The following is an 18,788-nucleotide window of genomic DNA, read 5'->3' as shown; positions in this document are numbered from 1 at the left end:
CCGTGGGCGAGCCGGTGAAGACGCACTGCCCGTACTGCGCCCTGCAGTGCGGGATGGAGATCGGTCCCGAGCTGGCCGTCCGGCCGAGGACGGACATCCCCGCCAACGCCTCGGGCGCGCTCTGCCAGAAGGGCTGGACGGCGGGTGAGCTGCTCACCAGCGGCGAGCGGCTCACCATGCCCCTCCTGCACGGCGAGCCGGTGGAGTGGGACGTGGCGCTCGACCACGTCGCCCGCCGGCTGGCCGCGATCCGCGCCGAGCACGGCCCCGACGCCGTGGCCGTGTTCGGTGGCGGCGGCCTGACCAACGAGAAGGCGTACATGCTGGGCAAGTTCGCCCGGGTGGCGCTCGGCACCAGCCAGATCGACTACAACGGCCGCTTCTGCATGTCCTCGGCCGCCGCCGCGTCGATCCGGGCGTTCGGGATGGACCGGGGGATGCCGTTCCCGGTCACCGACCTGGCCGCGGCCGACGTCGTCCTGCTGGCCGGCGGCAACGTGGCCGAGACCATGCCGCCGTTCGTCCGCCACCTGGAGGGGCCGCGCCTGATCGTCATCGACCCGCGCCGCAGCCCGACCGCCCGGCTCGCCTGGCTGCACCTGCAGCCCGCCCCCGGCACCGACCTGGCGCTCGCCCTCGGCCTGCTGCACCTCGTCGTCGCCGAGAACCTGGTGGACGAGGCGTACGTGGCCGCCCGCACCACCGGCTTCGCGGACGTGCGGACCTCGCTGGCGGAGTGGTGGCCCGAGCGGGTGGAGCGGATCACCGGCGTGCCCGTCCACCGGATGCGGCAGGCGGTGCGGGCCCTGGCCGCCGCGTCGAACGCGTACGTGCTGACCGGCCGCGGCGTCGAGCAGCAGGCCAAGGGCACCGACACGGTCACCGCCTTCGTCAACCTCGCCCTCGCGCTCGGCCTGCCGGGCCGCGCGGGCTCCGGCTACGGCTGCGTCACCGGGCAGGGCAACGGCCAGGGCGGCAGGGAGCACGGCCAGAAGGCCGACCAGCTCCCCGGCTACCGCAGGATCGACGACCCGGCGGCGCGGGCGCACGTGGCCGGCGTGTGGGGCGTGCCGCCGGAGTCGCTGCCGGGGCCGGGGCGGTCGGCGTACGAGCTGCTTGACGCCCTCGGCACCCCCGGCGGGCCCAGGGCGCTGTTGGTGTTCGGCTCCAACCCGCTGATCTCGGCCCCGGCCGCCGAGCACGTCGCCGCCCGGATCGCCGCCCTGGACCTGCTCGTCGCCTGCGACTTCGTCCTGTCCGAGACCGCCGCCCAGGCCGACGTGGTGTTCCCGGTGACGCAGTGGGCCGAGGAGTCCGGCACCATGACCAACCTCGAAGGGCGCGTGCTGCTGCGCAACCAGGCGGTCGCCCCGCCGGACGGCGTGCGGAGCGACCTGGAGGTCATCGCGGGCCTCGCCGCGCGGCTGGGGCACAGGTTCGCCACCGAGCCGGCCGAGGTGTTCGACGAGCTGCGGCGGGCCGGGCGGGGCGGGCCCGCCGACTACTCCGGCATCACCTACGAGCGCATCGCCGAGGAGAAGGGCGTCTTCTGGCCCTGCCCCGAGCCGGGGCACCCGGGCACCCCGCGCCCCTTCCTCGACCGTTTCGCGCACCCGGACGGTTTGGCCAGGTTCGTGCCGGTCCGGCACCGGCCGGCCGCCGAGGAGCCGGACGACGACTACCCGGTCCACTTCACCACCGGCCGGCTGCTGGCCCACTACCAGAGCGGCGCCCAGACGCGCAGGATCGCGCCGCTCGTGCAGGCCGCCCCGGAACCCTTCGTCGAGCTGCACCCCGACCTCGCCGAGCGGCTGGAGATCGCCGCCGGGGACATGGTGCGGCTCACCAGCAGGCGGGGCGAGGCCAAGGCCGTCGCCAGGATCAGCGACGCCATCAGGCGCGACACCGTGTTCATGCCCTTCCACTGGGAGGGCGCCAACCGGCTCACCAACCCGGCGCTCGACCCGACGTCGAGGATGCCGGAGTTCAAGGTCTGCGCGGTCAGGGTGGAGAGGGACTCATGAGGCTCGTCGTCGTGGGCAACGGGATGGCCGGGTCGCGGCTCGTCAGCGAGGTGCGCGCCCACGATCCCCACATCAGGATCACCGTGTTCGGCGCGGAGTCGTGCCGGCCCTACAACCGGGTGCTGCTGTCGGAGGTGCTGGCCGGCGGCTCCCGCCCCGACCAGGTGCGGCTGCTCGACGCCTCCTGGTACGCCGCCCACGACGTCGAGGCCGTCTTCGGCGACGCCGTCGCCCACCTCGACAGGGAGACCAGGCACGTCGTCACCGCGAGCGGCCGCCGCCAGCCGTACGACCTGCTGGTGCTGGCCACCGGCAGCGACGCCGTCGTGCCGCCGATCCCCGGCGTGGAGCGGGCCGTGCCGTTCCGCACCCTGGACGACTGCGCGCGCATCCTCGCCGCGGCCGAGCACGCCGGCCGGGCCGTGGTCGTCGGCGGCGGGCTGCTCGGCGTCGAGGCGGCCCGCGGCCTGGCCGGGCGCGGGCTGCCGGTCACGCTGCTGCACCTCGCCGGGCACCTCATGGAGCGGCAGCTCGACGTCGAGGCCGGCGAGGTGCTGGGCGAGACGCTGGCCGGGCTCGGCGTGGAGACCCGGACCGGCGTCTCCGCCGAGGCGGTGCTGGAGGACGGCGTCCGGCTGGCCGGGGGCGAGCTGGTCGAGGCCGGGCTCGTGGTGCTGGCCTGCGGCGTCCGTCCCGTCACGGGCCTCGCCGCCGAGGCCGGGCTGGAGGTGCGCAGGGGCGTCGTCGTGGACGACGAGCTGCGTACCGACGACCCGTCGATCTTCGCGATCGGGGAGTGCGCCGAGCACGACGGCACCGTCTACGGCCTGGTCGCCCCCGCCTGGGAGCAGGCCGCCGTCGCCGCCGACGTCATCACCGGCGGCAAGGCGCTCTACCGCGGCTCCCGCCTGGTGACCCGGCTGAAGGCGCGCAGCGTCGAGCTGGCCGCCATGGGCGAGACGCACCTCACCGAGGAGCACGCCGAGGTGGTCAGGTTCAGCCACCGGGCCCGCGGGACCTACCGCAAGCTCGTCATCCGCGACGGTCGCCTGGTCGGCGCGATCCTGCTGGGCGAGAGCGACGCCGTCGGCACGCTCACCCAGCTCTTCGACCGTGGCGGTCCGGTGCCGGGCGACCGGGCGGGGCTGCTGTTCCCCGGGCTGTCGGCGGCGCCCGTGGCGGCCAGTCCGACGCTCATGCCGGACGCCGCCAGGGTCTGCCAGTGCAACAACGTGACCAAGGGCCAGATCAGGGCGTGCTGGGAGGCGGGGGCGCGCGACCTGGCCGGGGTGGCCGCCGCCACCCGCGCCACCACCGGATGCGGAACCTGCCGCGACGCCGTGGAAGGCATCGTCGGCTGGCTGTGCGAGCAGGAAGGGATTTCCGTATGAAGGAGCTCGTCGTGGTCGGGTTCGGGCCGGCCGCCCATCGGCTCGTCGAAAGCCTCATGGACAGGGGCTTCGGCGGGCGGGTCACGGTGATCGGGGAGGAGCCGCGGCCGGCCTACGACCGGGTGCGGCTGACGTCGTACCTGTCCGGGACCAGCGCCGAGGACCTCGCCTACGAGGTGCCCGAGGGCACGGTCACCCGGCTGGGGACCCGCGTCACCGGCATCGACAGGCAGGCGCGGCGGGTGTTCACCGCCGACGGGGGCGCGCTGCCGTACGACGTGCTGGTGCTGGCCACCGGCTCGGCGCCGTTCGTGCCGCCGGTGCCGGGGGCCGAGCACGCCCACGTCTACCGCACGATCGAGGACCTGGACGCCATCAGGACCGCCGCCAAGGACGCGGCCGAGGGCGTCGTGGTCGGCGGCGGCCTGCTCGGGCTGGAGGCGGCCGACGCGCTGCGGGCGCTCGGGCTGAAGGCGCACATCGTGGAGATGAGCCCCTGGCTCATGCCCCGGCAGGTGGACGAGGGCGGCGGCGCGGTGCTCCGGCGGCACATCGAGGGCCTGGGGCTCGGCGTGCACGCGGGCTCGGGCGTGCGCGAGGTCGTCGTGGACGGCGCGGGCCGGGTCGCCGGGCTGCGCACGCCGGACGGGACGCTGCTGGAGGCACAGGTCGTGGTGTTCTCGGCGGGCATCAGGCCGCGCGACGAGCTGGCCCGCGCCGCCGGGCTGGAGGTGGGCGAGCGGGGCGGCGTCGTCGTCGATGCCGGGATGCGCACCTCCGACCCGTCGATCTACGCGATCGGCGAGTGCGCGCTGGCCGGGGGCATGATCTACGGCCTGGTGGGGCCGTGCAACACGATGGCGGAGGTCGCCGCCGACCGGATCACGGGCGGCTCGGCGACGTTCACGGGCGCGGACCTGTCCACCAAGCTCAAGCTGCTCGGCGTCGAGGTCGCGCAGTTCGGGGCCATGACGGGGGCGCTCGACGTCACCTACATGGACCCGGTGGCCGGCGTCTACAAGAAGCTGTTCATCAGCGACGACGCGCGGACGCTGCTCGGCGGCATCTGCGTGGGCGACGCCGCGCCGTACGCCTCGCTGCGGCCGTTCGTGGGCAAGGAGCTGCCCGCCCCGCCGTCCGACCTGCTCTTCAGCGGCGCGGGGGCGAGCCTGGACCTGCCCGGCGACGCGCTCGTCTGCTCGTGCAACAACGTGTGCGCGGACGACATCCGCACCGCCGTCGCCGACCAGGGCGTCACCGACGTGCCGGGGCTCAAGGCGTGCACCCGGGCGGGCACCACGTGCGGCTCGTGCGTGCCGATGCTGAAGCGGCTGCTGGAGAAGTCGGGCGTCGAGGTCGGCAAGGCGCTGTGCGAGCACTTCGCGCACTCGCGGGCCGAGCTGTTCGACATCGTACGGGTCCGCCGCATCACCACGTTCTCGCAGCTCATCGCCGAGCACGGGCAGGGGAGGGGCTGCGACGTCTGCAAGCCGGCCGTGGCCTCGATCCTGGCCTCGCTGCACAACGGGCACGTGCTGGAGGGCGAGCGGGCCGCGCTCCAGGACACCAACGACGCCTTCCTCGCCAACATCCAGAAGAACGGCACGTACTCGGTCGTGCCGCGCATCCCCGGCGGCGAGATCACGCCGGAGAAGCTCATCGTGATCGGCGAGGTGGCCCGCGACTTCGGCCTCTACACCAAGATCACCGGCGGCCAGCGCATCGACCTGTTCGGCGCCCGCGTCGAGCAGCTCCCGCTGATCTGGCGGCGGCTCGTGGACGCCGGGTTCGAGTCCGGCCATGCCTACGGCAAGGCGCTGCGCACGGTGAAGTCGTGCGTCGGCTCCACCTGGTGCCGCTACGGGGTGCAGGACTCGGTGGGCCTGGCGATCGAGCTGGAGCTGCGCTACCGGGGCCTGCGCTCGCCGCACAAGCTGAAGTCCGCGGTCTCCGGCTGCGCGCGCGAGTGCGCCGAGGCCCGCTCGAAGGACTTCGGGATCATCGCCACCGAGAAGGGCTGGAACCTGTACGTCGCGGGCAACGGCGGCTTCCAGCCTCGCCACGCCGATCTGCTGGCCGCCGACCTGTCCACCGAGGAGCTGATCAGGACCATCGACCGGTTCCTGATGTACTACGTCCGCACCGCCGACCGCCTCCAGCGCACCTCCGCGTGGCTGGAGTCGCTGGAGGGCGGCCTCGACCACCTGCGTGAGGTGATCATGGAAGATTCGCTGGGCATCTGCGCCGACCTCGACGCGCAGATGGCGCACCACGTGGCCACGTACGCCGACGAGTGGTCGGCGACCCTGGACGACCCGGACAAGCTGCGGCGGTTCGTCAGCTTCGTCAACGCGCCGGGCGTCCCCGACCCGTCGATCGTGTTCGAGCGCGAGCGCGGCCAGATCAAGCCGGTGATGGCCCGATGAGCGCCGCGTGGACGCCGGTCTGCGGCTACGACGACCTGCTGCCTGAGCGCGGCGTGTGCGTGCTGGTGGGAGGCCGGCAGGTCGCGTTGTTCCGCACCTGGGACGGCGGGCTGCACGCCCTGGACAACCTCGACCCGTTCAGCGGGGCGTACGTGCTCTCGCGCGGCATCGTCGGCACCAGGAAGGGCGAGCCGACCGTGGCCTCGCCGCTGCACAAACAGGTGTTCTCGCTGGCCACCGGCCACTGCCTGGACGAGCGGGGCGTGCGCGTGCCGGTCTACGAGGTGCGGCGGGCGGGTGCGGCGGTGGAGGTGCGGACGTAGCCGTCAGCACGTAGCCGTCAGCGCAGGGGATCCTCGACCGGCGGGAAGACGTGTGGGCTGCGGTGGCCCGCCGGCAGGACGCAACGGCGTCCCGTCTCGGAGCTGTCGCAACGCTCGGCGTCCTCACGCTGCGGAAGGGGGTCCGGATTCGCCTGGGTTCGCGGCACTGAAGCGACGGTATCGGGGGCTCCCGCTTTGCTGGTCTCGCCCCGGCAACGATCGAAGCTCTGAACGGTCTCGGCATATCGGGTCATTCCGTCGAGTAATACCGGACCGAGTAAAGAACCCGTCGGAAGTGCCTAAACCACGCATTCGTTAATCGACCGGCGGGGCATCAAAGCCGCCATGAGCAAGATTTCTCACCGCAGAGCATTCCTGTTGGCCGCCGTCGTTCCCGCCATGCTGGTGGCGGGCTGCGCCGCGGGCACCGACTCGCAGGCCATGAAGGGCGAGGCGAGCCCCGCCTCGCCCACCGGCATGACGTCACCGATGGAGACCGGCACCGGCATGGAGTCCGGATCGCCCATGGAGACGGGTTCGCCCACCGGAACCGCCGGCGCCGCCCAGGCGCGCTCGGCCGTCCAGAGCTTCTTCGACGTGCTGAAGTCGGGCAACGTGGACAAGGTCGTCAACTCCTTCTCCGACGACGCGGTGGTCGCCATCGCCGGCAAGGCCACGGCGACCGGCGGAAGCGCGATCCGCAGCCTCTACCAGGACCAGTTCAAGAACAAGGACGTGTCCAAGGCCACGCACACCATCGAGGACTCGCGCGACCTCGGCCAGCAGTACGCGGTGGTCCGCGCGCGCAGCAAGCAGGGCGGCGACGCCTACCGCGAGCTGTTCCTGCTGGCCGACCAGGGCGGCCAGTGGAAGATCACGGACCTCATGACCAACAAGGCGGGCTGACCGGAGCGGGCTCCGGAATACGGCAGGGGGGTATGGCGTTGCGGTCGGTGTGACGAGCGGAAGGACGGCCGTGATGCCCGGATACACCGACAGCAAGCAGGAGCACCTGCGGCGGCTGCGCCGCATCGAGGGACAGGCGCGCGGGCTCCAGCGCATGGTCGAGGACGACAAGTACTGCATCGACGTCCTCACCCAGGTCTCGGCCACGACCAGCGCGCTGCAGTCGTTCGCGCTGTCCCTCCTGGAGGAGCACCTGGCGCACTGCGTGGCCGAGGCCACCCGCAAGGGCGGGGCCGAGGCCGAGGCCAAGGTCAAGGAGGCCTCGGACGCGATCGCGCGCCTCGTGCGGTCCTGACCTACGGTGGGGTCATGGGTGATCTGCCGCAGGACCTGTCGCGGTTCCAGCATCCGCGCTTCGCCCGCGCCTACGCCAGGCTGAGCGCCGAGGCGGAGACCCGCGCCACCGGCGAGCTGCGCGGGCGCCTGCTGACCGGCCTGTCCGGGCGGGTCGTGGAGGTCGGCGCGGGCAACGGGCTGAACTTCGCGCACTACCCGGCCGAGGTGCGCGAGGTCGTCGCGGTCGAGCCGGACGACGTGTTGCGCGCGTACGCCGAGCGGGCCGCGGGAGCCGCGAAGGTGCCCGTGCGCGTGGTGGCCGGCCACGGCGGGGCGCTGCCGGTCGCCGACGGCGGCTGCGACGCGGTGGTGCTGTCGCTGGTGCTGTGCTCGGTGCCGGACCAGCGGGCCGCGCTGGCCGAGGTGCGCCGCGTGCTGCGGCCCGGCGGCGAGGTGCGCTTCTTCGAGCACGTACGCTCGCCCCGCCCGGCGGTGGGCCTGCTCCAGCACGCCGTCACGCCGCTGTGGCGCCTGGTGACCGGCGACTGCCGGCCCAACCGCGACACCGCCCGCGCCCTCCGCGACAGCGGGCTCGTCATCGAGGAGTGCGAGCGCTTCCCCTTCAAGGCGCTGCCGTCGTCGCCGACGCTGACCCACATCCTGGGGCGCGCGCGCAACCCCTGACGCCCTAGTGGCGTGCGCCGTCGCCGGGGATGCGCGGGCTGATCCTGCGGGCGTCGACCAGCGCCAGATAGACGGCGAACGCGCCCCGCGACCACATGTCCGCCTGCTGCGCGGTCAGCCTGATCTCCTCGCCCTCGTGGGAGACGATCAGGTAGCCGCCCAGCGGCGCGTGGCGCCACGCCACCAGCACGTTCTCGTAGACGAGCACGTCCAGCATCGCGTCGAGATTCTGACGTCCGGCGGCGGACACCTTTTCATTGTGCGCGTGGTGCACGGAAAAGACGCGCCTCCCATCAGGAAATGTCGATTGTCCCGGAACCTCCGCCCGGCGGGCGGTGTATCCGGCGTATGAAATGGATTCTGGCTCTGCTGGTCGCCGGCTGGCTCGGCGGCGCGAGCGGGGCGTGGGCCGAGACGTCCCTGGACCCGGCGCCGCAGCGGTTCGTGGCGGGGACGTCGTACACGCTGGGGTTCTGGGTGCTGCAGCACGGCACCCATCCGTACGAGGGCGAGCTGTCGCCGGTCGGGCTGCGCTTCACCCGCCCTGACGGCGAGAGCCTGACCTTCCCCGGCACGCCGCTGCCGGAGGCCGGGCACTACGCCGCCTCCGTGGTACTGCCGGAGGGCGACTGGAAGATCGAGGGGCTGCAGGGGATGTTCGCGCCGTACCTTGCCGGGACGGTGTCCGTGCCCGGCGGGCTGAAGGCCGAGCCGGTGCGTAAGGAGTCGATCGAGGGGTTCGTGGCGCAGGGGGTGGACTACTGGGGCGCGGTGCGGCCGCCGGGCTTCCCCGACCTGCCCGCGGAGCCGGCGCCGGTCGCGCGGGCCACGGCCGCGGCGTCCGCTCCGCCCCCTTCGCCCCCTCCGTCCAGGGTGGCGGAGGACACCGGGGTGCCGGCGTGGACGCTGCCGCTCGCGGCGGCTGGGGGAGCGGCGCTCGCGGGCGCGGGGTGGTGGCTGGTCAGGCGGCGGGAGACCGAGGACGAGGAGCCGCCGCGCGATCCCTCCGCCGAGACCATCGTGATCTCCGGCTGAGCCCCTGACGCGTCAGAGCTCGCGGGCCTGCTGGTCGAGGATGGCGATCGAGACGGCGACCGCGCGCCCCGGGTCGCCGTCCTCGATCGCGCCCAGCAGCTCCTCGTGCGAGGTGTCCGGCGTCAGCGCCGCCTCCTCCTGGTCGCGGACGCTGTCGCGCAGCGCGTCACTCATGCCCCGGTAGAGGTCGGCGAGGAGCGGGTTGTGGGCGGCGTCGGCCACCCGTACGTGGAACTCCACGTCGGCGTCGGCGAAGCCGTCGAGGTCGCCGGCCCGGGCGGCGGCGGCCCTGCGGGCGAGGATCTCGCGCAGCGCGAGCAGGTCCTCGTCGGTGCGGCGGCCGGCGGCCAGGCGGGCGGCCACGAGGTCGAGGCCGCGGCGTACGTCGATGATGTCCATGGCGGCCGCCGTGTCGAGGCGGCGGCGCAGCGCGACCCTGGACTCGTCGGTCGCGGTGACGTACGTGCCGTCGCCCTGCCGCGTGTGCAGGAGCCCGGCGTGGACGAGGACGCGCACCGCCTCGCGCACCGACAGGCGGCTCATGCCGAGGCTCTGGGCGAGCTGGCTCTCGGACGGGATCTTCGTCCCGACCGGCCAGGTGCCGTCGGCGATCTCCCGGCGGAGCTCGCCGATCGCCGCGTCGACGAGCGAGGTCCGCGCCACGTTGCGCATGTGCCCCCTCTTCTCCTTCAGGTGGGGACTCTCACCCTAAGCCGTACGCCCGCCGGGCATCCGGCCCCGACCTCCGCGAGTCAAATCTTGTCACCGTCACCGGCTGTCTGAGAGATTGCGTTTTGTCCCGGATGCTCCTCTGGAGGTCATGCGTGTCATCCTTACGTCCGGCCCTCGTGGCCGTCGCGGCCACCCTGGCGACCACGACCGTCACGGCGCTCCCCGCGCGCGCCGCCACTCCGACCATCACCGTCGAGAACGGCCGCACCCAACCCGTCTTCTCCTACGCCGACGCCGTCCGCGAGCACGTGTACGTCGAGTCCCCCGTCGACAGCGACGCCGACGGCGCGCTCGACAAGGTACGCGTGGACATCATCCGCCCCAAGGAGTCCGGCCCCGGACTCAAGGTGCCGGTGATCATCGACGAGAGCCCCTACTACGACAACTCCGGCCGCGGCAACGAAGGCGAGCGCAAGGTCTACGACGCGGCGGGCAACGTCATGAAGTTCCCGCTCTTCTACGACAACTACTTCGTCCCCCGCGGCTACGCCGTGCTCAACGTCGACATGCTCGGCACCACCAAGTCCGACGGCTGCCCCGACGTCGGCGGCAGAGCCGACGTGCTGGGCGGCAAGGCCGTCATCGACTGGCTGAACGGCCGCGCCAAGGCCACCAGGGCCGACGGCAGCGCCGCCGTCGCCGACTGGACCACCGGCAGCGCCGCCATGATCGGCAAGTCGTACGACGGCACGCTGGCCAACGCCGTCGCCGCCACCGGCGTGGCCGGGCTGAAGACGATCGTGCCGATCTCGGCCATCAGCTCCTGGTACAAGTACCAGCGCTCGAACGGCGTGATCTACAACTACGACTACGCCTCCTGGCTGGCCAACTACGTCGACACCGACCCCGAGGCCAAGTGCCAGGCGGTCCGCGACCGGATGGACGCCGAGGACGGCGACGCCACCGGCGACTACAACGCGTTCTGGGCCGAACGCGACTACATCAAGGGCCTGCTCGGCGACGCCTCGAAGGTCCGGGCCAGCGTGTTCGCCGTGCACACGGTCAACGACCTCAACGTCCGGCCGGACAACTTCTCCACCTGGTGGAAGGCGCTCGCCGACCGGGGCGTGCCGCGCAAGATCTGGGTCGGCCAGACCCAGCACGTGGACCCGTTCGACTTCGAGGGCCGGCGCGGGCTCTGGGTGGACACCCTGCACCGCTGGTTCGACCACTACCTGCACGGCGTGCGCAACGGCATCGCGCAGGAGCCCCGCGCCGACGTGGAGATCGGCCCGGCCCAGTGGATCACGCAGCGCGACTGGCCCGCGCCGCTCGCGCTCAAGGCGTCGCTGCGGCCCGCCGCCGACGGCTCGCTCGGCCTGCGCCCGGCCGCCAGGAACAGCACCGCGACCTTCACCGACGTCGCCATGAGCGAGAACGACATGGTGGCCGACGTCGGCACCGCCCACCCGGGCCGGGTCGCGTTCACGACCGGCGCGCTCCCGCTGGACCTGCGCCTGTCCGGCACGCCCACCGCCGACCTTCGGGTCAAGCTGGACAAGCCGACCGCCAACCTGACCGCCCTGCTCGTCGACTTCGGCGAGAGCGCCCGCGTCGACTGGCGGCGCGGCCAGGGCATCACCACGCTCACCGAGGAGGACTGCTGGGGCGAGAGCACCGCGGCCGACGACGGCTGCTACCGCAAGGTCGTCACGAACGTCGCCACCCGCCCGCTGGAGATCGTCGCCCGCGGCTGGATCGACGTGCAGAACCGTGACTCGCTCAGCCAGGCGAAGCCGCTGCCGGCCGGCACGTACGGCACCGTCAAGTGGCTGACGCTGCCGCAGGACTACACCTTCAGGAAGGGCCACAGGATCGGCCTGGTGATCGCCGGCACCGACTCCACCTACACGGCGGAGAGCGGGACCGGCGCCACCGTCACCGTCGACCTGTCGCGGAGCTCCGTCTCCGTGCCGTTCGTGCTCGGGACGCCGCTCGCGGACGTGCCGCAGGACAAGGCCAGGTTCCACGGACCTGACCGCGTCGAGCTGCCGCAGCCCGAGGAGGGGTTCACCTTCTTCTAGACCCCCCCGGGGCCCCTACTCGCAGGGGCCCCGGCCGGTGGTCCAGCTCACGGCGAGGGCCAGCGTGCCCCGCGCGGTGGCCGTGCCGCCGGTGCGCACGCCGTCGCCGGTGGCCGTCCCGGTCCAGCGGACCAGGATCCGGCCTTTGCGGTTCCGGTCGCCGCAGTCGGCGGCCTCGCGTACCCGGAAGTTTCGGCCTGAGACCGACAGACCGGACGTGGCGCTGACCGAGGTGATCGTGCAGCGGCCCGTGCACGCCAGCGCGAACGACCCGGCGCGGGCCGCGCCCAGCGAGATCGACGCCGGCGTCAGCCGCGCCACCGGCGGCGCCGGCCGGGGCAGCTCAGCCGTCCTCGGCACGCTGCTCAGCCCGGAACCTCCCGCGGGGACCGGCTCCGCCGTCGGCGCGGTGACCTCGGCCACCCACTTCGACGGCCGCTCCAGCAGCACGTTCGTCTGCGCCGCCGCCTTGGTGACCACGGCCGGATGGTCGCGGGCGTTCAGCAGCGCCCACACCAGGCCGGCCGCCAGCAGGCCCACGCCGAGGACGAGCGCCAGCCGCGACACCGCCCGGATCGGGGCGCCCGCCTCCGGATCGTCGCCCGGCGGCTCCTTCCAGTAGTCCTGCCACTGCTTGCCCGCGCCGTCCGGCTCGCCGCTCATCGTGATGCCGCCGTAGCGGATGATCGCGTCGGGCGACCGGGCGTGGCCGTTGCTCTCGCCCTTGAGCGTGGTGCTGTAGACGAGCTTGTCGGTGTACGCGCCCCCGCGGAAGGCCCTGGTCCGGCTCTGCGGCGCGAACGGATGCCGCCCGCGGGCCGCGGGAGCGGCGGGGAGCTCCTGGTCGGCGGCGGCCGCGCCCGCCGCCGACCAGGGCTTTCCCTGCGTCGCCGTCGTGGGGTCGGCGACGGGGACGGACGGCGTGGCGTCGGCGACCGGTGGAGCGCCGGCCCAGCGGCCAGTCTCCGCCGAACCGGTCTCCACCAGTGTGCGTGCCTGCACGGGGAAGCCGTCCGCCCGCCAGAGGGGACCCTCTCCGGGCAGCGGCTGCGCGGACGCCAGCCGGTCAGCGAGGGTGCCGGGCACGGTGGCGATCGGCAGCCGGCGCAGCAGCGCCGCCGCCGTCACGGTCCTGGGCGCGGCCCGGCAGGTCGCACAGGACTGGATGTGGCGGCCGAGCCTCGCCCTGGCCCGGCGGCCGGGCGCGGCCACCCACGCCGACACCCGCGCGGTCAGGTCGGGGCAGCCGTCGGGGCCGCGCGCGGCGAGGATCGCGGCGAACCACTCCTCCAGGCCGGCCGCGGCCCGGGTCACGATCGCGCGCACCTCGGCCGCGTCCAGCTCGAAGATCGTGGCGAGCTCGGCGTCGGCCAGGCCGTGCCGTACGGACAGGTCCAGCAGCTCGCGCTGCGGCCGCTCCAGCGACAGCAGGGCCTCGGGCAGCAGCTCCGACATGCGGCCGGGGCGGGACCAGGAGCCGATGCTCGCCGGTTTGGCGACGACGGCGCGGTGGGCGCGGGCCAGCGCGTACATCCAGGGCCGGTTGAGTGCCGGGTCGCCCGCGCGCTCGGCGTACAGGTGAGCCGTCAGCAGCGCGCCGGCGACCGCCTGCTCGGCGTCGCCCTCGGCCAGCTCGGTGCGGCAGTAGTCGTACAGGCGCGCCCCGTGCTGGTCGCACAGGTCACGGATGGCCTGCCGCGCGTCGTCGGACAGCGTCCGCCACATCCGGCTGTCACCTCCTCGTCACGTTCGTCCCGGCACGTTGTCGAGCAGGGACGCCTGGGCCAGGTACGCCCGGGTCGCGTCGGGGTCGCCGGCGATCGCCCGCAACCCGTCCATGGCCGCGGCCAGCCGGGCGCTGTCGTGCTCGCGCACGCCCACCAGCCGGGTCTCGCCACGCGGCAGCACCCGCTGCATCAGCACCGAGCGCCGCCGCCACGCCCACGCCTCCAGCGCGGCCGGCCGGGCGCGGCCGCGCAGCACGGCGGCGATCACCTGGGCGGCCTCGGCGGCGTCGTGGATGCCGGCGTTCATGTTGAGCCCGCCGACGGTCGAGGTCAGGTGCGCCGCGTCGCCGACGAACAGCACCCGCCCGCACCGGTACGAGGGCAGCACCCCCCGCGACAGGCCGAACCGGTCCGCGCCGGCCACCCTGATCGGCCCGCCCGCGCCCGGCAGCGCCCGGCGCACCAGCATCGACAGGTTGCCCTGCGACAGCGGCTCGTGCCCGTCCACGGGGATCTTGAAGATGATCCGCCAGTGGTCGGACAGCCCGAACAGGGTGCACGACTGCTGGACGTCGCGCACGTACGTGAGCGGCGCGAGGCTCGGCAGCATCCGGTCCAGCGGCGAGTCGGTGAACACCCGCAGCGCCTGCGCGATGTGCCCCGACCGGGGGAACGGCAGCCCCAGCGCGGCCCGCACGGTGCTCTGCGCGCCGTCGGCCGCGATGAGGTACCTGGCCCGCGTCCAGGTGTGGCCCACGCGGACCCGGATGCCCGTGCCGCCCTCGGCCACGCCGTCCACGCGGGCGCCGAAGCGCACGTCGGCGTCGCCGTAGACGGCGAGCGCCCGCAGCAGCAGCGGCGTGAGCGCGTTCTGGTCGGCGTGGACCCGGAACGGGTGCCGGGTGAGCCCGTCCAGCCGGTTCATGCCCATCTCGGCGAGCACGGTCCCGAGCCGGTCGCGCCACTGGACCCGGTCCACGACCCGCCCTCCCGCGACCAGCGGCGCCGCCACGCCCAGCCCGTCGAGCAGGTCGAGCGTGGCCGGGTGGAAAGTGCAGGCGCGTGGCTGGCGCGGCGGCTCGTTCCCGCTCTCCAGCACGGTGACCGGGATCGCCGCCCTGGCCAGCGAGAGCGCCGCGGTCAGTCCCGCGGGCCCCGCGCCCACCACGATGACGCCGTTCATGCCGGGCGCCTCCCCTGCGCGGGGATCGGGCTCCCCTGCGGCGGCACGGGGCCTCCCTGCGCCGGGACGTGACCTCCCTGCGCGGGGACGCGGCTGCGGTGGGGGACGCGGCTCAGCGTCACGTGCTGTCCGGTGGCCCGTGACAGCGCCCACCAGGCCGTGCAGAGGTTCGAGGTGAGCAGCAGCCGGTCGTTGCCGGTGCTCAGCGGGCCGAGCACGGGCAGCGTGGGCAGGCCGGTGCCGGTGAACAGCAGCACCGCGTCCTCGGGCACGTCGGCCAGCTCGACCTGGCTGATCAGCTCGGAGGGGGTGACCGCGTACGAGGAGTAGCCGGTCTTGGCGCGCACCTGCACCGTCTGGGTGACCGTCAGCCCGGCGGTCTTCCAGAAGCGTTCGGCGAGCTCCGTCAGCCACGGCTGGTACGGCGACACCAGCACGATGTCGCTCACCCCGACGTGCGCCAGCGCCTCACGCGTGGCGAGGGTGGACGAGGCGAACGGCGCGCCGGCCGCCGCGCTCAGGCGCGCGCACTGCTCGCGGTCCTCGTCGGGTCCGAGCAGGTAGCGGGGCTCGCTGCAGGCCATGACCATGGCGTTGAGCGGCAGGCCGTCGAAGGCGTACACCATGAGGGGGAGCTCGTCGTTGTAGCTCTCCAGGCGCTCGGCCAGGGGCAGCCCGCGCCGTACGGGGAAGCGGGCCACGTGCATGTCGGCCCGCGACCCGAGCAGGCGGGTCAGCTCCGGCTCCGCCGACGGGTTCGCGGGCGCCACGATCACGCCCACCCTGCCGCGGCTCACCACCGAACGAGTGCGCATCGAGGTCTCCTCGGGAGCGGCGGGATCAGTGCGCACGGTGCCGCGGCGTCCGGCCGGGCGGCACGGGTGTCCGCCTTATCCTGCGCAACCGGTGCGCGCCGCGCGCTTCCGTCTCGGCGCCGGGTTCGTCGTGCGGCGGCCCTGGCCGGGCCGGGCGAACCTCGTGTGGTCGTGACCTGCGCATCTCGTCCGCGAGCATGTCCGCTCCTGTCTATCGGTGCATGGCTGGGCTGGGGACCCGATGAAACCGGTCGCGCCCGGAGTGGGCGGAGGGCCGGCTCGGCATCGCCGGCCCCCCACCTGCCGCGCGCTGAGATCGACGTTGAGATCGATGGTGAGATCGACGTGCGGTCTCATGGCTCGACGCGGCGGCGACCCGCACCAGCGCCGCGGAGTCGAGCGGAACGGCGGCCATCAGGACGGCCACCAGCACGGAGGAACGCTTGGGCACCGGACCGTTCCCTGACGGCCGGCCGATCAGCACAGCGGCGCCCGTCACGCCGATCGCACTGCCCGGCATCGCCCCCATGCCGATGGCCTCGGACACGGAGACGCGCATCGCGCGGCCTCCGCACGGGACGGGACCCCCGCCAGAGATGATCCCGTCCCTTGTGGTCATCAGCATTTCGGTGAAGAGATGTGTCGTCGGGGCCGCGCGCCGCCGGGGGCGGGGCGCGACCCCGCACCCCGGCGGACGCGCACCCAGCCGACCCCAGGCGCTGTCCTCCGGTTTGGCCAGCACGCCAGCCGCGACCGCGCTGGCCAACAGCACCGCGCCGATTTTCTCGGGCACGTGCCGCACGGTGCCGGGAAGGCAGGACAGCGCCGGGGCCAGCGCCAGGCGCGCCGCCGGTCCCCTTGCGGGGACGAGCGGGCCGGGCCCGCTCGCGGACGGCGGCGCGTACGTGTGGAGTGAAGCGGTCGTCATCGCGCGGTCACCGCGCTCAAGGCCAGGTTCGGCACGCTGGCGCAGACCATGCGCTCGGTCAGCCCGGCCCGCTGGCCCAGCCCCGCCCGCTCGGCCGTCCGGCCGGCGTGCCGGGCACGCGGGCCGCCCGCGGGGGCGGCGGCCGGCATCGCGCCGCCGGCGACCATCCGCGCGACCTTCGCCGCGAGCGCCAGGTGCTCGCCGCAGCGCCGGCCCACCTTGGCCTCCAGCCCGGCCACCTGGGCCAGGCGGAGCCGCATGGGCTCCAGCGACGACGTACGTTGCAGGCCGTCGAGGTCGGCCAGCCGCTCGGGCCAGCGCAGCAGGTGGCGGCAGCGCGCCTCCACCTCGGCCGCGAGGTCCTGGGCGGGGAAGCCGTCGTGCAGCAGCCGGGTGGCCGCCATGACGGCGGTGAACGCCGTACGGTCGAAGTCGGCGAGCCGTCCCGACAGTGCCGCGCCCAGCATCCTCGCGCGGTGGCTCAGGCACACCGAGCTCCAGCCGAGCAGCAGCAGCCGGTCGGGCCCGGTCTCCGTGTGCCAGCCGGCCAGCCGCAGCTCGCGGGCCATCCGGTGGTAGTGACGCCAGCGGTCGCCGGCGTCGTCCAGCCAGACCTGTACGCCGCCCAGAGGCAGATCGGCGACGTGCACGTCCGCCCCGGCGACACGACTGCAGATGCGATGTACCACGCGCTCCTGCGGGGAAGGGACCGAATCCTCTTGGAACCAGGAACCGCCCGAGACTTCCATGGTCACCTCCGGCCACCTCCTCGTCGGGGACTCTCTCCAGAATCTTCCGGCCGTTAAGCCTCACTTATCAACGTGCTCCGATAGTCTGCTTCAAGAGGGGGCTATGTCAACTGACAGTTTCCGCATAAGTTGGTTCCCACCCGCGGGGCAGAGCTAGCCCGCATGGCGGGGGACACCGGGCCCCGCGTCCCTTACGCTGGAAAAGTTCACGGGCAGTAGGAGGTGTGCCGTGGCGAACTTCGCCGAGCGGCTCGATCTCGCGCTGACCAAGCGCGGATTCACGGGCGCCCAGGTCGCCTCCACGCTGACGGAGGCGGGCATCCCCATCACCCGCGCCTACGTCAGCCAGCTACGCACGGGCAAACAGACCAACCCGACGCTCCAGGTGCTGCGGGCGCTGGCCTCCTGCCTCCAGGTGAGCGTGGGCTGGCTGGTCGGCGACGACCACCTGGAGTCCGGCGCGGTCGAGGACCTCCAGGTGCGCGCCGCCACGCTCGGCCTGTCCGCCTCCGGCCTGTCCGAGGCGTCGCTCAGCGTGCTGCGCGGCGTGGTCGACCTCGCCCGCAGGGCCGAGGGGCTGCCCGACGAGCCCGAGCCCGCCGACGAGATCCCCGAGGCCGCCGCCCCGCTGACCGGCCCCCAGCGCCGCGCGCTCGGCCGCCGGCTGCACGGGCTGCGGCTGGCCGCCGACCTGACGGTCGAGCAGGTCGAGACCGCGCTCGGCAGGGGCGCGGCGCCGATCCCCGCCATCGAGGAGGGCCGGCTCGCGCCGCCGCCGATCACCGTCGAGCGGCTGCTCACGCTCTTCGGCGTGGGCTCGCCGCCGATCCGCGAATACGTCCTGTCGCTGGCCCGCGGCGAGCGCGAGGCCGCCTGGTACGACGCGCACTCCATCCCGGTCTGGCTGGCCACCACCTACGCGCTGGAGCAGCGGGCCACGCTGATCCGCACCTTCCACACCCAGTTCGTGCCGCCGCTGCTGCAGACCGAGGAATACGCCCGCGCCGCGCTCACCGTGATGGGCCCGGCCACGTACGGCCAGCCGACCGTCGAGGAGGCGCTCGCCCTGGTGACGGCCCGCCAGGAGGCGCTCACCCGCGAGAGCGGCGTCGTGCTGTGGGCGATCGTCGACGAGAGCGTGCTGCTGCGCTCGATCGTCGGCAGGCACATCCAGCTGCGCCAGCTCGAAACGCTGATGGACCAGGCCAAGCGGCCCAACGTCTCGCTGCACGTGGTGCCGATGGACGACCCCGCCTACGTGCCGCGCACCGGCCCCTTCACGCTCTGGCGCTTCGCCGAGGCGTACGAGGCCGACGTCGCCTGCGCGCACGGCATCGACCGCGACGAGCTGCTCACCGACACCGGCGCGGTGGAGTCCTACCACCAGGCGTTCACGAAGCTGTCGGTGACGACGACCACCCGCGAGGAGACCGTCGAGCTGCTGAGCGCCCATTGCGAAAGGCTTTCGCGTTCGCTCGGAAAGTGATCATTTCCGGCGGTTAGCC

The 18,788-nt window shown here is 73.6% G+C and carries 17 protein-coding genes; 10 read left to right on the top strand and 7 right to left on the bottom strand.

What is annotated here, in order from left to right; all coding sequences use genetic code 11:
• Nucleotides 1-2: 2 nt before the first annotated feature.
• From ABD292_RS28585 to ABD292_RS28555, 7 genes are all read left to right on the top strand, one after another.
• Nucleotides 3-2,024, top strand: a complete 2,022-nt coding sequence (locus tag ABD292_RS28585) for a molybdopterin oxidoreductase family protein (protein ID WP_344212582.1) — start codon at nt 3-5, stop codon at nt 2,022-2,024.
• A complete protein-coding gene (locus ABD292_RS28580) occupies nt 2,021-3,415 on the top strand; it encodes an FAD-dependent oxidoreductase (protein ID WP_344212580.1) in 1,395 nt (464 codons plus the stop codon). Before ABD292_RS28585 ends, ABD292_RS28580 begins: the two co-directional genes overlap by 4 nt.
• Nucleotides 3,412-5,841: a nitrite reductase large subunit NirB gene (gene nirB / locus ABD292_RS28575; RefSeq protein WP_344212578.1), complete on the top strand. Its 2,430-nt coding sequence runs from the start codon at nt 3,412-3,414 to the stop codon at nt 5,839-5,841. Before ABD292_RS28580 ends, nirB begins: the two co-directional genes overlap by 4 nt.
• Nucleotides 5,838-6,164 (top strand): nitrite reductase small subunit NirD, encoded by a 327-nt coding sequence (nirD, locus tag ABD292_RS28570; RefSeq protein WP_344212576.1) that lies wholly within the window; start codon nt 5,838-5,840, stop codon nt 6,162-6,164. The genes nirB and nirD overlap by 4 nt, the downstream gene beginning before the upstream one ends.
• 345 nt (nt 6,165-6,509) lie before the next feature.
• On the top strand, nt 6,510-7,070 hold the full coding sequence (locus tag ABD292_RS28565) for a YybH family protein (protein WP_344212574.1): 561 nt from the start codon (nt 6,510-6,512) through the stop codon (nt 7,068-7,070).
• 73 nt (nt 7,071-7,143) lie between these two features.
• On the top strand, nt 7,144-7,425 hold the full coding sequence (locus ABD292_RS28560; RefSeq protein ID WP_344212572.1) for a metal-sensitive transcriptional regulator: 282 nt from the start codon (nt 7,144-7,146) through the stop codon (nt 7,423-7,425).
• A gap of 14 nt (nt 7,426-7,439) precedes the next feature.
• Nucleotides 7,440-8,090 (top strand): class I SAM-dependent methyltransferase, encoded by a 651-nt coding sequence (locus tag ABD292_RS28555; RefSeq protein WP_344212570.1) that lies wholly within the window; start codon nt 7,440-7,442, stop codon nt 8,088-8,090.
• Nucleotides 8,091-8,094: 4 nt separating this feature from the next.
• On the opposite strand, the gene ABD292_RS28550 is transcribed toward ABD292_RS28555, so the two are convergent.
• Nucleotides 8,095-8,340 carry a hypothetical protein gene (locus ABD292_RS28550; protein WP_344212568.1) on the bottom strand — a complete coding sequence of 82 codons (246 nt, stop codon included), beginning with the start codon at nt 8,338-8,340 and terminating at the stop codon, nt 8,095-8,097.
• 98 nt (nt 8,341-8,438) lie between these two features.
• Between ABD292_RS28550 and ABD292_RS28545 the strand changes: the two genes are divergently transcribed.
• Nucleotides 8,439-9,125: an LPXTG cell wall anchor domain-containing protein gene (locus tag ABD292_RS28545; protein WP_344212566.1), complete on the top strand. Its 687-nt coding sequence runs from the start codon at nt 8,439-8,441 to the stop codon at nt 9,123-9,125.
• A 12-nt stretch (nt 9,126-9,137) separates the two neighbouring features.
• Here the strand turns inward: ABD292_RS28545 and ABD292_RS28540 are convergent, their stop codons facing one another.
• Nucleotides 9,138-9,797: a FadR/GntR family transcriptional regulator gene (locus ABD292_RS28540; protein ID WP_344212564.1), complete on the bottom strand. Its 660-nt coding sequence runs from the start codon at nt 9,795-9,797 to the stop codon at nt 9,138-9,140.
• Between the two features lie 152 nt (nt 9,798-9,949).
• Between ABD292_RS28540 and ABD292_RS28535 the strand changes: the two genes are divergently transcribed.
• On the top strand, nt 9,950-11,881 hold the full coding sequence (locus tag ABD292_RS28535) for a Xaa-Pro dipeptidyl-peptidase (RefSeq protein ID WP_344212562.1): 1,932 nt from the start codon (nt 9,950-9,952) through the stop codon (nt 11,879-11,881).
• A gap of 15 nt (nt 11,882-11,896) precedes the next feature.
• Here ABD292_RS28535 and ABD292_RS28530 read toward each other — a convergent pair whose 3' ends face one another.
• The 5 genes from ABD292_RS28530 to ABD292_RS28510 form a co-directional block, all read right to left on the bottom strand.
• Nucleotides 11,897-13,606: an RNA polymerase sigma factor gene (locus tag ABD292_RS28530; RefSeq protein ID WP_344212560.1), complete on the bottom strand. Its 1,710-nt coding sequence runs from the start codon at nt 13,604-13,606 to the stop codon at nt 11,897-11,899.
• Nucleotides 13,607-13,624: 18 nt separating this feature from the next.
• A complete protein-coding gene (locus ABD292_RS28525) occupies nt 13,625-14,791 on the bottom strand; it encodes an FAD-dependent oxidoreductase (RefSeq protein ID WP_344212558.1) in 1,167 nt (388 codons plus the stop codon).
• On the bottom strand, nt 14,788-15,606 hold the full coding sequence (locus ABD292_RS28520; RefSeq protein WP_344212556.1) for a maleate cis-trans isomerase family protein: 819 nt from the start codon (nt 15,604-15,606) through the stop codon (nt 14,788-14,790). The genes ABD292_RS28525 and ABD292_RS28520 overlap by 4 nt, the downstream gene beginning before the upstream one ends.
• 211 nt (nt 15,607-15,817) lie before the next feature.
• Nucleotides 15,818-16,399: a hypothetical protein gene (locus tag ABD292_RS28515; protein WP_344212554.1), complete on the bottom strand. Its 582-nt coding sequence runs from the start codon at nt 16,397-16,399 to the stop codon at nt 15,818-15,820.
• Nucleotides 16,400-16,530: 131 nt separating this feature from the next.
• On the bottom strand, nt 16,531-17,223 hold the full coding sequence (locus tag ABD292_RS28510; protein ID WP_344212552.1) for a hypothetical protein: 693 nt from the start codon (nt 17,221-17,223) through the stop codon (nt 16,531-16,533).
• Between the two features lie 289 nt (nt 17,224-17,512).
• On the opposite strand from ABD292_RS28510, the gene ABD292_RS28505 reads away from it, so the two are divergent.
• Nucleotides 17,513-18,769, top strand: coding sequence for a helix-turn-helix domain-containing protein (locus tag ABD292_RS28505; RefSeq protein WP_344212550.1), 1,257 nt, complete (start codon nt 17,513-17,515; stop codon nt 18,767-18,769).
• Nucleotides 18,770-18,788: the final 19 nt, after the last annotated feature.

Source organism: Nonomuraea bangladeshensis, from assembly GCF_039529455.1.
GTDB lineage: Bacteria > Actinomycetota > Actinomycetes > Streptosporangiales > Streptosporangiaceae > Nonomuraea > Nonomuraea bangladeshensis.
The sequence above is the reverse complement of the archived record's forward strand: the minus strand, read 5'-3'. Positions and strand labels throughout refer to the sequence as shown.

Excerpts from the sequence above, each read along its gene's own strand:
- ABD292_RS28530 (WP_344212560.1), bottom strand. The coding sequence starts at position 13,606 with ATGTGGCGGACGCTGTCCGACGACGCGCGGCAGGCCATCCGTGACCTG.
- ABD292_RS28560 (WP_344212572.1), top strand. The coding sequence starts at position 7,144 with ATGCCCGGATACACCGACAGCAAGCAGGAGCACCTGCGGCGGCTGCGC.
- ABD292_RS28555 (WP_344212570.1), top strand. The coding sequence starts at position 7,440 with ATGGGTGATCTGCCGCAGGACCTGTCGCGGTTCCAGCATCCGCGCTTC.
- ABD292_RS28540 (WP_344212564.1), bottom strand. The coding sequence starts at position 9,797 with ATGCGCAACGTGGCGCGGACCTCGCTCGTCGACGCGGCGATCGGCGAG.
- ABD292_RS28525 (WP_344212558.1), bottom strand. The coding sequence starts at position 14,791 with ATGAACGGCGTCATCGTGGTGGGCGCGGGGCCCGCGGGACTGACCGCG.
- ABD292_RS28580 (WP_344212580.1), top strand. The coding sequence starts at position 2,021 with ATGAGGCTCGTCGTCGTGGGCAACGGGATGGCCGGGTCGCGGCTCGTC.
- nirD (WP_344212576.1), top strand. The coding sequence starts at position 5,838 with ATGAGCGCCGCGTGGACGCCGGTCTGCGGCTACGACGACCTGCTGCCT.
- ABD292_RS28565 (WP_344212574.1), top strand. The coding sequence starts at position 6,510 with ATGAGCAAGATTTCTCACCGCAGAGCATTCCTGTTGGCCGCCGTCGTT.
- ABD292_RS28520 (WP_344212556.1), bottom strand. The coding sequence starts at position 15,606 with ATGCGCACTCGTTCGGTGGTGAGCCGCGGCAGGGTGGGCGTGATCGTG.
- ABD292_RS28545 (WP_344212566.1), top strand. The coding sequence starts at position 8,439 with ATGAAATGGATTCTGGCTCTGCTGGTCGCCGGCTGGCTCGGCGGCGCG.
- nirB (WP_344212578.1), top strand. The coding sequence starts at position 3,412 with ATGAAGGAGCTCGTCGTGGTCGGGTTCGGGCCGGCCGCCCATCGGCTC.